At 35.9% G+C, this 11,714-nt stretch carries 11 protein-coding genes and 1 tRNA gene; 6 read left to right on the top strand and 6 right to left on the bottom strand.

Annotated elements, in window-relative coordinates; all coding sequences use genetic code 11:
- The first annotated feature begins 3 nt into the window (after positions 1–3).
- The 5 genes from mreC to AOY20_RS14800 all read left to right on the top strand — a co-directional run bounded on the left by mreC (position 4) and on the right by AOY20_RS14800 (position 3,697).
- On the top strand, positions 4–861 hold the full coding sequence (gene mreC, locus AOY20_RS00470) for a rod shape-determining protein MreC (RefSeq protein ID WP_054580051.1): 858 nt from the start codon (positions 4–6) through the stop codon (positions 859–861).
- Positions 848–1,339 carry a rod shape-determining protein MreD gene (gene mreD, locus AOY20_RS00465; RefSeq protein WP_054580050.1) on the top strand — a complete coding sequence of 164 codons (492 nt, stop codon included), beginning with the start codon at positions 848–850 and terminating at the stop codon, positions 1,337–1,339. The genes mreC and mreD overlap by 14 nt, the downstream gene beginning before the upstream one ends.
- A complete protein-coding gene (locus AOY20_RS00460) occupies positions 1,327–1,893 on the top strand; it encodes a Maf family nucleotide pyrophosphatase (protein ID WP_054580049.1) in 567 nt (188 codons plus the stop codon). Before mreD ends, AOY20_RS00460 begins: the two co-directional genes overlap by 13 nt.
- 47 nt (positions 1,894–1,940) lie before the next feature.
- On the top strand, positions 1,941–3,395 hold the full coding sequence (rng, locus tag AOY20_RS00455) for a ribonuclease G (protein WP_054580048.1): 1,455 nt from the start codon (positions 1,941–1,943) through the stop codon (positions 3,393–3,395).
- A 131-nt stretch (positions 3,396–3,526) separates the two neighbouring features.
- On the top strand, positions 3,527–3,697 hold the full coding sequence (locus AOY20_RS14800; RefSeq protein ID WP_169780612.1) for a PA1571 family protein: 171 nt from the start codon (positions 3,527–3,529) through the stop codon (positions 3,695–3,697).
- Positions 3,698–3,747: 50 nt separating this feature from the next.
- Here the strand turns inward: AOY20_RS14800 and AOY20_RS00450 are convergent, their stop codons facing one another.
- Positions 3,748–5,127, bottom strand: a complete 1,380-nt coding sequence (locus tag AOY20_RS00450; protein ID WP_054580047.1) for a WS/DGAT/MGAT family O-acyltransferase — start codon at positions 5,125–5,127, stop codon at positions 3,748–3,750.
- A gap of 182 nt (positions 5,128–5,309) precedes the next feature.
- A complete protein-coding gene (locus tag AOY20_RS00445) occupies positions 5,310–6,041 on the bottom strand; it encodes a phosphoadenylyl-sulfate reductase (protein WP_054580046.1) in 732 nt (243 codons plus the stop codon).
- A 200-nt stretch (positions 6,042–6,241) separates the two neighbouring features.
- On the opposite strand from AOY20_RS00445, the gene thrH reads away from it, so the two are divergent.
- Entirely contained in the window at positions 6,242–6,859 is a 618-nt protein-coding gene (thrH, locus tag AOY20_RS00440; protein ID WP_054580045.1) for a bifunctional phosphoserine phosphatase/homoserine phosphotransferase ThrH, read from the top strand.
- Positions 6,860–6,908: 49 nt separating this feature from the next.
- Here thrH and AOY20_RS00435 read toward each other — a convergent pair whose 3' ends face one another.
- The 4 genes from AOY20_RS00435 to AOY20_RS00420 all read right to left on the bottom strand — a co-directional run bounded on the left by AOY20_RS00435 (position 6,909) and on the right by AOY20_RS00420 (position 11,623).
- Positions 6,909–8,069 (bottom strand): OmpP1/FadL family transporter, encoded by a 1,161-nt coding sequence (locus AOY20_RS00435; protein WP_054580044.1) that lies wholly within the window; start codon positions 8,067–8,069, stop codon positions 6,909–6,911.
- A gap of 287 nt (positions 8,070–8,356) precedes the next feature.
- Positions 8,357–9,676, bottom strand: coding sequence for an OmpP1/FadL family transporter (locus tag AOY20_RS00430; RefSeq protein ID WP_054580043.1), 1,320 nt, complete (start codon positions 9,674–9,676; stop codon positions 8,357–8,359).
- A 431-nt stretch (positions 9,677–10,107) separates the two neighbouring features.
- A tRNA-Arg gene (locus AOY20_RS00425) sits at positions 10,108–10,183 on the bottom strand.
- Between the two features lie 75 nt (positions 10,184–10,258).
- Complete coding sequence (locus tag AOY20_RS00420; RefSeq protein WP_054580042.1) at positions 10,259–11,623, bottom strand: amino acid permease; 1,365 nt, start codon at positions 11,621–11,623, stop codon at positions 10,259–10,261.
- Positions 11,624–11,714: the final 91 nt, after the last annotated feature.

Below are 11,714 nucleotides of genomic sequence, written 5' to 3'. Positions count from 1 at the left end.
CGGGTGCAAGCAAATTTGTTCTCTAGACAACCGCCATCTTTTCGCTCATTTATTATTGCAGTGATTACGTGTTTGGTCATACTGTTCTTTAACTACCGTATGCCACATGTAATTCAACCTGCAAGAGATGTCTTGTACACGGCTTATAATCCAATATATACCCTAGCAAGTTATCCAGTACTTTCGCGAGAGTGGCTGAGTCAACAAAGTAAATCCGAAGCGCAATTGCGCCGTGAAAATACAGCTATGCGAGCAGAATTATTGCAAGCTAATGTGCGTTTGCAAAAATTGTCTGAATTATCTGCTGAAAATACACGCTTACGTGGCTTGTTAGATACACCATTAATTATTGATGGACGTATGGAAATTGCTGAAGTTATTGGTACAGATGCAGATCCATTACGTCATATTATCGTGATTAATCGTGGGTCTATGAATCAGCTTAAGGTTGGACAAACCGTACTGGATGATAAGGGAATTATTGGACAAATTATTTCTGTATCACCACGAAGCAGTAGAGTGATGCTGTTGTCAGATAAAGAGCATTCTTTATCTGTGCGTTTAGAGCGTAGTGGTATGCGAGGGATTGTTTCTGGTACAGGTGATTTAGGATTACTGAAAATGGAATATGTACCGACAAGTGCAGATATTAAAGTCGGTGAAAAAGTATATAGCTCTGGATTGGGTGAACATTTTCCTGCTGGATATTTAGTAGGTACAGTTGCACGCGTGAATCGACACAATGCAAGTGAATTTGCACAAATTGATATTACACCTGCTGCACAGCTCGCGAGTGGACACCATGTGGTAGTGTTGTACTCAAACTCTTTAGCGATGGAGCAACCTTATGCGGATCGCTAAAATAGGTCATTCACATTCTAGAGATCCGCTTTTACCTATCATTATTTCGGTATTGGCGGCATCTGTATTGATGGTTTATCCGTTGTCATATGCATTATCTGCATGGCGTCCAACATTTATGTTGGCCATTATGCTGTTTTGGGTAATGTGTCAGCCAACATGGTGTGGTGTTTGGTTTGCTTTTGCTACTGGATTGTTCACTGATTTATTGTTGGATGCTCCACTAGGTTTAAATGCCTTAAGCTTTGTTTTAATCACATTTATCGCACGTTATTTTACGCGTGAACGCCGTATTATGACATTTATGAATTTGTGGATTATCACAATATTATCAGTTGTTGCATATTTAACTTTCGTATTTTTGGTTCTGATTTTAAGTGGTACAGATTTTGTATTTACAAGGCATTGGGCTCCATTATTACCTACGATTGTAATATGGCCATTAATTTATTATGTACTTAAAAGATGGCGCATATAGTTCTTGCTTCAAGCTCACCACGACGTCGTGAGCTTTTATTACAATTGGGCTTAGAGTTTGAAGTTTTTAGTCCAAATATAGATGAATCTATATATCCTCAAGAAAATATTCAACAATATGTCGAACGCTTGGCTTGTGATAAAGCTGATGCAGTATTAGAAAAATTTCCAGAGTCCGTTATTATTGCAGCAGATACCAGTTTAGGTGTGGATGATAAAATATTAGGAAAACCTGAGTCTAAACAACATGCTTTTGAAATATGGTCTTTGATTTCTGGACGAAAGCATCATGTTTTTTCAGGTGTTTGTGTACGGACAAAAGAACAAAAATTAAGTATAGTGGTGCAGACAGAAGTTGAATTTCAATGCCTAAGTTTAGAAGACATGGAAAACTATTGGGCAACAGGCGAGCCACTTGGAAAAGCAGGTGCTTATGCAATTCAAGGAATAGCAGCACGTTATATTCCTCGTATTGTGGGAAGTTACACGAATGTTGTAGGCTTACCGTTATTTGAAACAGCAAAATTATTACAGACAATTAAGACCTTACATTAATTGCTGAGCAAAATTTTTTATAATTTTATAATGTTTTGAGTTTTATTATGTCAGATGAATTACTGATTAATGTCACCCCCATGGAGTGTCGGGTTGCATTAATACAAAATGGAACAGTCAATGAGCTTTTTGTTGAACGTTCAGCGAAGCGTGGTTTAGTAGGAAATATCTACAAAGGTAAAGTTGTGCGTGTTCTTCCGGGAATGCAAGCTGCATTTGTAGATATTGGATTATCTCGGACAGCTTTTTTACATATCAATGATATGGTATGGCCTCGTAATCAAGCTACACCAAGTGTCTTTGAGCTTTTACAGCCTGGGCAGGTTTTAGCTGTTCAGGTAATGAAAGATATGTTGGGGACAAAAGGTGCAAGACTTAGTACTGATCTTTCAATTCCTTCACGTTATTTGGTGTTAATGCCTTATGGTAACCACATTGGTGTGTCTCAGCGTATTGAGTCTGATGAAGAACGTGAACGTCTAAGAAATATTATTGAACGTGTGCAAGAAGTTCATAAATTGCCTGGTTCAGTCATTGTGCGTACAGCAGCAGAGGGTGTAGAAGAAGAAGCGATTGCTCAGGATATGGCGTATTTAGCACGCCTTTGGGAGCATATTCAGCGTAAGCAAAAAATGGTGAGTGTTCCATCATTAATTTTTGAAGAATTGCCGTTACCACAACGTGTGATTCGTGATTTAGCTAATGAAAATACATCAAAAATTTATGTGGATTCTCGCGAAGTTCATGCCAAGCTTAAAGAGTTTGTAGATGAATTTGTTCCGATGATGAAAAATCGTTTGGAGCATTATCCGGGTGAACGCCCAATCTTTGATTTATATAATGTAGAAGAAGATATTCAAAAAGCATTGCAGACCAGAGTTGCATTAAAGTCAGGCGGATATTTGATGATTGATCAAACAGAAGCAATGACAACAATTGATGTTAATACAGGTTCTTATGTTGGTGGACGTTCACTTGAAGATACAGTGTTTAAAACCAATATGGAAGCTACACAAGTTATTGCACGTCAATTACGTTTACGAAACTTGGGTGGCATTATTATTATTGACTTTATTGATATGCAGGAGTTAGTGCATAGAGATGAAGTGCTTAGCCAGTTTGAGCGTATGCTTGAACGTGATTACTCAAAAACGAAGATTACTCAGGTATCTGAACTTGGTTTGGTAGAAATGACACGTAAAAGAACACGTGAATCATTAGAGCATTTATTGTGTGAAGCATGTCAAACGTGTCAAGGGCGTGGATTTGTTAAAACAGCAGAGTCAATTTGTTACGAAATCTTTCGAGAAATTATGAGATATGCACGTGCATATGAGTCTCAGAGTGGCTTTACTGTTGTTGCTCACCCACAAGTTGTAGATCGATTATTGACTGCTGAGGCGACTTCAGTCGCTGATTTAGAACATTTTTTGAATCGTGTCATAAAATTTCAAGTTGAAAATTTATACACGCAAGAGCAATACGATATCATTTTAAGCTAAATTTGTAACAAAATATCATTAAATAGTTGTTACATCTGAAATTTTACTTTTATATTTAAATTCTTGATACTACGCCTAAATAGCTAACAAAAGACTCGCTGTAGAAGTCTTTCAGCCAAAGGGGTAGGATTATGAATGTAAGTAATACAGTTGTGAAACAAAGTTTAAATGTGTTGGAAAGCAAAAATACACACCGTGGTTATATGCTTGATGCAGAAGGTAAAGAAGTTCAAATCACTACAGCAATGGTGAGAACAGTATGTCAACAACTGTTAAAACAGTGTAGAAATATCAAAAATTAAAGGGCTTGATCAAGCCCTTTAATTTTCTTAATAATCTATTATTAAATCGATTAACCCACTTCTTTTAATGGTTCTTTTTCTTTCTCAATCAATGCCTCAAACTTTTGAATTTCATCTTCTAAATGAATGAGTAAGTTTTGCATTTTAGGTAAAGCATTTCTACAAGCTGTTAGTCCAACTTCTAATTTATCTAAGTAGCTTGTCATTGTGATATTTAAAGCTTGCCCATCAAGTACGATTGATGCAGGATATAAGGCATCTAATTTTGCACCATTCCAATATAACGGTTCTCGTGGACCAGGCACATTTGAAATCACCAGATTAAATGCTTGTCGCTTAGGCATAAGACCCGAAATAATATTTAAACCAGCAGCGCTATATACAAAAGCACTATAATTTAAAATTTGATCGGAAGTCATACGTTTAAACTTTTGTTTGGAATTTAAAACACTGCGACGAATGATTTTTAGTCGCTCAAGAGGATCTTCTTTGTGTGTGCCTAAATTTGCAAGAATCATGGTGATTCTATTGGAAACCTCAGAATCATCATCGCGAATAGATGCAGGAACCATTGCGATAAGTGGTTTTTTAGGTAAAGCATTTTGAGAAATAAGATATTCACGTAATGCACCAGAACACACAGCTAAAATAATATCATTGATAGTGACATCTAATGATTTAGCAATATGAGTCAGTCTTGAGAACTGAAAGGATTGAGCAGCAAAACGACGTGATGAACTTACACGTTGATTGAGAATGCTTGCTGGTGCTTGAAAACTTGAAACATAATTTGGATTGCGACCAATATCTTTTGTAAGTGTTTGAGATAACTCGTAAATAACACCTGGTGTTGCATTTAATTGATTTTTTATTCCGCTAATAATACGTTTTAATTTGCTAGTACTCGGTTGTTTTAATCGTTTTGCTCGCTCACCTTCAACACACCAGGGTGGAACAATACTTTTTGCATTAGGATCATGTGAAAGAGATTTTTCAAGTAAACGCATACCAGCAACGCCATCAACCATTGCATGATGTATTTTGAAATACATGGCAAAACGATTACCTTCAATACCTTCAATAATATTGCAAGTCCATAAAGGTTTTGCACGATCGATTAGTGCACTATGTTCTTGAGAAATATACGTAAGTAATTCACGAATTCGCCCAGGCTTTGGTAGTGCAATATGGCGAAAGTGATGGTCTAAATCGAACTCTTCATCTTCATCCCAAAATAAGCCATTTAATTTATTATTGAAAGGAGGAATTGGAATAGATTTAGATTTTCTAATGTCTAAGACAAGGTCTTGAATAAATGTTGGGGAAGCATTATCTGGGATTTGGAATAAAAATAGTCCACCCACATGCATAGGTTGTTGTCTTTTTTCTAAGGAGAGGAAAATGAAATCAATTGGGTGTAATGGACGCATAGTATTAATTGCCTCACTGCAAAATGTTGCTACTCCTTTAATGAGCGGCCATGTGTTTACGAGTTATATGAAATTGATGTTTCATCTGAATTATAACGACTTTATTAAATAAATATATCGGTACATGAGTTTTCAAATAATAAAAAAAAGATCTCATTAAGAGATCTTTAATTTATAAGGAATTATTTTATATTGCCTGCGTGTAAACCGCATTCTTTATGGGTGGCTTCTTCCCACCACCAGCGTCCTTCACGTTCATGTTGATTGGGTAAGACAGGTCGGGTACATGGTTCACAACCAATAGAGATAAAACCTTTTTCATGTAATGGATTGTAAGGAATTTCCATTAAACGAATATAGTTCCATACATCTGCGCTTGACCAGTTGGCAAGAGGATTGTATTTGATTAATTGTTTAGCTTCACCAGAGAAACCAACATCATGTTGAATCACAGGAATTTCATTGCGTGTGCCTGGACTTTGATCTTTACGTTGTCCAGTAATCCAACCATCTAATGTTGCAAGTTTTTTTCGTAAAGGTTGTACTTTTCGAATACCACAACATTCTTTATGATCATCTTGATAAAAGCTAAAAAAACCTTTTTCTGTAACAAGTTTTTGTACGATTTCAGCTTCTGGAAAGCAAATTTCAATATCAATATTATAATGTTTGCGAACTTGTTCAATGAATTGATAGGTTTCTGTATGTAAACGTCCAGTATCTAGGCTGAATACACGAAATGGCTTGCCTAAATGTGAAGCCATATCAATCAATACAACATCTTCAGCACCTGAAAATGAAATTGCAATTTCACCTTCTTGGTTTAGTGCTAGTGCTAAAATTTCATTTGGAGATTTATCTGCATATTCAGATGCAAGCGCATCAACAAGGTCGATGGTTGGGATGGTATTCATGATAATCCTGGCAAAATAGGCTTGGAATTTTCAAAACCTATATAAAAAATTAATAATCATTTTAATGGAATTGCTAAATTTAGCTTAGCACTAAAAAATAAATAGATATGAAAAAAATAGATTTAAAAAACAGCAGTACAAAGCAAGTTTCTTAGATATTATAGTGCAATTTTAAATCACATCGGCATTTGGGAGAACCCATGGAAATTGTATGTCTAGATCTTGAGGGAGTTTTGGTTCCAGAAATTTGGATCAACTTTGCAAAAAAAACAGGAATTAAAGAGTTGGAAGCAACGACTCGAGATATTCCAGACTATGATGTGTTAATGACACAGCGTTTGAATATTTTAAAAGAGCATGGATTAGGCTTAAATGATATTCAGGCTGTAATTGCTGATATGGGACCTTTTGAGGGTGCAAAAGAGTTTGTTGAATGGGTGCGTACACATTTTCAATTGATTATTTTGTCAGACACTTTTTATGAATTTGCTCATCCACTGATGAAGCAATTAGGCTGGCCAACTATTTTCTGTCATAAACTGGAAACAGATGAAAATGGTATGATTAAAGAATATAAGCTTCGCCAACCAGATCAAAAACGTCAAGCTGTTCAAGCATTACATGGTTTGAATTTTCGTGTAATTGCAGCAGGTGATTCTTATAATGATACAACGATGCTTGGTGAGGCAGATGCAGGCTTCTTATTTGATGCGCCAGAAAATGTGATTGCTGAGTTTCCACAATTCCCTGCAATTCATGGTTATGCAGCATTAAAAGAAGCAATTCGTAAGGCATCTATAAGAGATATTCCGGCTTAATAAATAAAAAGGGCGTAATTTACGCCCTTTTTATTTATTGGTTTAACTGTTAGAAACGGTAACCAATTTTTAAGCTATAACCTAATGCGTGGTTGTTAGTGAATTTACCACGAATAGCACCACCAGTTTGTGCATCAGCATCACCTAACCAGAAGTATTTCATGCCTGCTTGAATGAAGTAGTCTTCGGCAGGGCTGTATTGACCACCAGCTCCAACAGCCCAGTAACCTTTTGTTGGTCCTAAAACGGTAATAGGATTACCAGCACCTGAGTCCCAAGCAACTAAAGCTGTACCAGACCATTTATCTGAAAATTTATGACCAATACCTGATGTAATTGACCATTGGTCTTTTGAGTAGCTAATTAAATCTTGACGATTTTGTGTTGCAAATTCTGAGATATTTCCAAGTAGAGTAGGGCTTACAGTGAATTGATCCCAATGTACCCAGCGAACATTTGTAAATGCTAAAGTGTTTGGTGCAATACCTGTTTGTAAGTCGATATTGACTGACTGTGGGGTAACAGCTTCAAGTGTATCTTGCATATAGCTAAAAGTAGGAACTGGTAAGCGAGTTGTTTCAGTTGCTGTTGCTTTATGTTTGATTTCTGAACGATATGTTACAGATGCTTTTAAGGCAATTTCTGGAATTTGATAAGCAAAACCCGCTACCCAACCATATGCTTCTTTTTGTTTTACATCAATATCATATGTTCCGAGTGCACTTAATCCACCATATGCTACACCACGTAATGAGATATCTGCTTCAACTGTTTGCCAAACTGGACCAGCATAGATATTCCAATTTTCAGTTGGTTGATAGCCAATAAGTGCGGTGATATTGTTGGTACGAACTTTTACTTTTGTGCCTTCATTAAGCGCAGTTTCTGAAAAGTCAGAACCATCAACTTGATAAGTCGCATCACCACCATAAGGTTGATCGTAGAGTAAGCCTAAAGAAATTTGATCGGTTGCTTGTACTTTGATAGCTGCTGTAGGGAAATAATAGCTTTCACCCATGTCTGCAACTGTTTTACCGTTGTTATCTGTACCTTTTACGCTTGGATCTAATAAATGAAAACCAGCTTCAGCATAATTGCCTGGTTGTAAGAATGCTGAGATAGATTGACCTGAGCGATCTAAACCTGCAGCAATGGAAGAAAAAGAAAGAGTGCTCAAACTAAGAGCAATGTATAATTTTTTAAGCTTCATGGTTTTCCCTGATGCTGTTTTATAAAAAAAGTGGTGGAAAACTAACATAAATAAAAAAAGAGTAAATACTCTGTTTTAGGTTAAATTATGAATTTTGAGGGGAATATAGAAATTAAATAGAGTAATAATTCTAAAAAAAGTAATTTATTATTTTAAAATTAATGACTTAATTGAAATAAATGTTTTGTTTTTTTGGATTCTTATTTATTAATCGTTTGTTTAAAAAATAGGCATTAAATAATTTCTGAATAAAAAAGGCAGGGAACCTGCCTTTTATAAATATATGATTAGAAGCGATAACCGATTTTTAAACCATATGCCCAAGCATGATTTTTATCAAAACTTGCTACATAGTAATCACTGCCAGCTTGTGCACCAGTTTGTGCGTCAGCATCACCAAGTCTAAAGTATTTTACACCAGCCTGGATGAAGTAGTCTTCAGCTGGACTAAATTGGCCACCTAAGCCAACATTCCAATAACCTTTTGTTGGTCCAAGTGTAGAAACAGGATCGCCTGCACCAGAATCCCAACCTACTGAAACATTACCAGCCCATTGTTCTGTGAACTTGCGGCCCACACCCACTGTCGCACTCCATTGATCTTTAGAATATTCAACAAGATTAAATCCATTTGGACGAGCAGGAACAGCTTGTCCACCGACAATATTTGATGCTAAACCAAATTTATATGGTTGAATTGAAAAACTTTTCCAGTTTACCCAGCGTACGTTTGCAAAAGCGACAGTGTTTTCCATGATACCTGTTTGGAAATCAAGATTAACTGATTGAGGTGTTGTTATTTTAGTTTCACCTGTCGCTCTATTTGCAGCAGAAAGCCCACCTGCTAAAGGTGCATATGGGGTGCCTGCTAAAGCAAGATTAAGCGTATTGGCTAAACCGATATTTTCTTCAGCGGTGAATTTATGGTCAATTTCAGAGCGATAAGTTAAAGATGCTTTTAAAGCAATTTCAGGAATTTGGTAAGCAAGACCTAAGAGCCAACCCCAATCTCCATTTTCTTTAATTGTTGCATCATAGCCATTAAAAACACTATAAGCTTGACCGCGCAGTTTCACATCACCTTTAATGGTTTGGTAAACTGGACCACCGTAGATATTCCAGTTTTGTGTTGGTTGGTAACCAAATAATAATGAGAAGTTTTGAGTATCTACTTTAACTTCAGTTCCACCAGTAGGAGCAACTGTACCTGTAGCACCTGCAAGTTGTCCAGTATTTGGAAGACCAGCTAGAATTGTATCGCTATTTGCTGAAACGAAATTATTATTTCCTTTATATTCAGCTTTAGCACCAAATGGTTGGTCGTATAACAAACCTACAGAGAATTGGTCATTTACTTGAAACTTTAAAGCTGCTGCTGGAAAGTAATAATCACTTGCCATGTTTTCGATATGTCGAGTTGTTGCAGATGTTCCAGCCTCTTGTCCAGAAACATTTGGATCTAAAATAGATATACCAGCTTCAAAATAGTTACCTGGTTGTAAAAAAGCTGAAATTGATTGACCTGAGCGATCCATCGCGGCTGCAAACACACCAGTCATTGGCAGTGTTGCAAGTATCATTGCTGTACTAAGTGTTTTTAATTTCATTCTTCATGTTCCCTTGAGATACAAAGTAAGTAACCACTTTTTGCTAATATTTTTAGATGTGATCAGTGGAGTTATGCTTTTTTAATTGAAAACATTTGTTACTCCATGTGACAAAAATACCATAATTAAAATAAGAGTAAATGCTCTAAATGTGAATTGTGAGTCTAAAATTTATTCAAATTAGAATTTTAACTCTAATTTTTTAAAAAGCATTTATCTTAGTGTTTGAAATATAATGCTATTTATTTATTTTTAAGGAGGTTACAAATAATTATTTTTTTGAGTAAAAACTATACATTTGGGAGTGGATAATACAATTTTTAAAGTTTGATATGAAAAAAATAATTTAAAAAATAAGAAAATATTCATTTGAAGATTTATAAAATTGTAAGATTTTAAAGTGAAGGTATAAATATATTTTTATAGGTGAATGGTGCGCCCTGCGGGACTCGAACCCACGTCGGTCGCTTAGGAGGCAACTGCTCTATCCAGTTAAGCTAAGGGCACACGCAGAATAAATTAACACAAAACAAAAAAAGTTATTACCTAAGTAATAACTTTTTAGTACTTAATATGGGAGCATTAGTTTTCAGCTTTTTTATCTTTCAGATTTAAAGCGTTGTAAAGTATATACATACAAATAATCCAGATCGGAATCATGAGTACGGATTCTTTAAAACCTTGCGTCCACATAATAAAGAGTACAACTGCAATAAATGCTAAAACAACATAGTTACTAAATGGTGCCCATAAAGCAGGATATGAAGTTTCGAACTTTAATCTTTTTTTCGCACGTCTAAATTGTAGATGTGTTAATGAAATCATTGCCCAGTTTAAAACAAGAGCACCTACTACGATATAAATTAAGTGGCTAAGTGCTTCTTCTGGTGCAAAGTAGTTTAAAATAACACAACCAAAAATAAGGAATGCAGAGATTAATACGGCAGGAATTGGCACGCCTTGCTTGTTTGTTTTTGCTAATATTTTAGGAGCATTTCCTTGTTTCGCTAAACTATAAAGCATACGGCTATTTGCATACATACCACTGTTATATACAGAGAGTGCAGCAGTTAGAATAATAAAGTTAAGTAAATGAGCTGCCCAATTAATACCTAATTGGCTAAAAATCATTACAAAAGGACTTTTGTCTAAGCCGCCAAGTTCGAGTTGATTCCAAGGGACTAAAGATAAAAGTACAGCCAATGAGCCAACATAGAATATTAGAATTCTAAAAACAACCTGATTAATTGCTTTTGGAATTGTTTTTTGAGGATTATCTGCTTCAGCTGCGGCCATACCAATTAGTTCAATACCACCAAAGGCGAACATGAGGAAGGCGAGCATGTAGAATAAACCATCAAAACCATTTGGGAAAAATCCGCCCTGATTCCAAAGGTTGCTAAATGAAGCTGTTGAATTAGCATCTGCAGTTAAAATTAGGTATAAGCCAAATATAATCATTGAAATGACAGCAGCTACTTTAACAATGGATAGCCAGAACTCAGATTCACCATATATTTTTACGTTACCTAAATTGAGTAATGTAATAACAATAAAGAAAAAGAGCACGGATGCCCATGCAGGGATATGAGGCCACCAATAATTAATATATTTTGCAACTGCAGTGAGTTCAGTCATTGCAACTAAAATATAGAGCATCCAGTAATTCCAGCCCGTTAAGAAGCCTGGGAATTTACCCCAATATTTATATGCAAAATGACTAAATGAGCCAGCAACAGGTTCATGAACAATCATTTCCCCAAGGTGACGCATAAATAGAAAAGCAATAAGCCCCCCAATGGCATATCCTAGAATAATAGAAGGACCTGCGGATTGGATGACATGAGCGGAACCTAAGAATAAGCCTGTACCAATTGCACCACCCATGGCAATTAATTGGATATGACGGTTCTTTAAGCCACGCTGAAGTTCAGTATTGTTATTCAAGTTTTTCAGCCCGACAATGAATAAGTAGGAAGATTGTAATAGATAGATAAGAAATAGCCTAGAGCTACGCTAAGAATGAAATAATATTATG

It is taken from the genome of Acinetobacter equi (assembly GCF_001307195.1).
GTDB classification, from domain to species: domain Bacteria; phylum Pseudomonadota; class Gammaproteobacteria; order Pseudomonadales; family Moraxellaceae; genus Acinetobacter; species Acinetobacter equi.
The sequence above is the reverse complement of the archived record's forward strand: the minus strand, read 5'-3'. Positions and strand labels throughout refer to the sequence as shown.

What these genes read in the sequence shown, in the direction of transcription:
- mreD (WP_054580050.1), top strand. Translation starts at nt 848, where the DNA reads ATGCGGATCGCTAAAATAGGTCATTCACATTCTAGAGATCCGCTTTTA.
- AOY20_RS00460 (WP_054580049.1), top strand. Translation starts at nt 1,327, where the DNA reads ATGGCGCATATAGTTCTTGCTTCAAGCTCACCACGACGTCGTGAGCTT.
- rng (WP_054580048.1), top strand. Translation starts at nt 1,941, where the DNA reads ATGTCAGATGAATTACTGATTAATGTCACCCCCATGGAGTGTCGGGTT.
- AOY20_RS14800 (WP_169780612.1), top strand. Translation starts at nt 3,527, where the DNA reads ATGAATGTAAGTAATACAGTTGTGAAACAAAGTTTAAATGTGTTGGAA.
- AOY20_RS00450 (WP_054580047.1), bottom strand. Translation starts at nt 5,127, where the DNA reads ATGCGTCCATTACACCCAATTGATTTCATTTTCCTCTCCTTAGAAAAA.
- AOY20_RS00445 (WP_054580046.1), bottom strand. Translation starts at nt 6,041, where the DNA reads ATGAATACCATCCCAACCATCGACCTTGTTGATGCGCTTGCATCTGAA.
- thrH (WP_054580045.1), top strand. Translation starts at nt 6,242, where the DNA reads ATGGAAATTGTATGTCTAGATCTTGAGGGAGTTTTGGTTCCAGAAATT.
- AOY20_RS00435 (WP_054580044.1), bottom strand. Translation starts at nt 8,069, where the DNA reads ATGAAGCTTAAAAAATTATACATTGCTCTTAGTTTGAGCACTCTTTCT.
- AOY20_RS00430 (WP_054580043.1), bottom strand. Translation starts at nt 9,676, where the DNA reads ATGAAATTAAAAACACTTAGTACAGCAATGATACTTGCAACACTGCCA.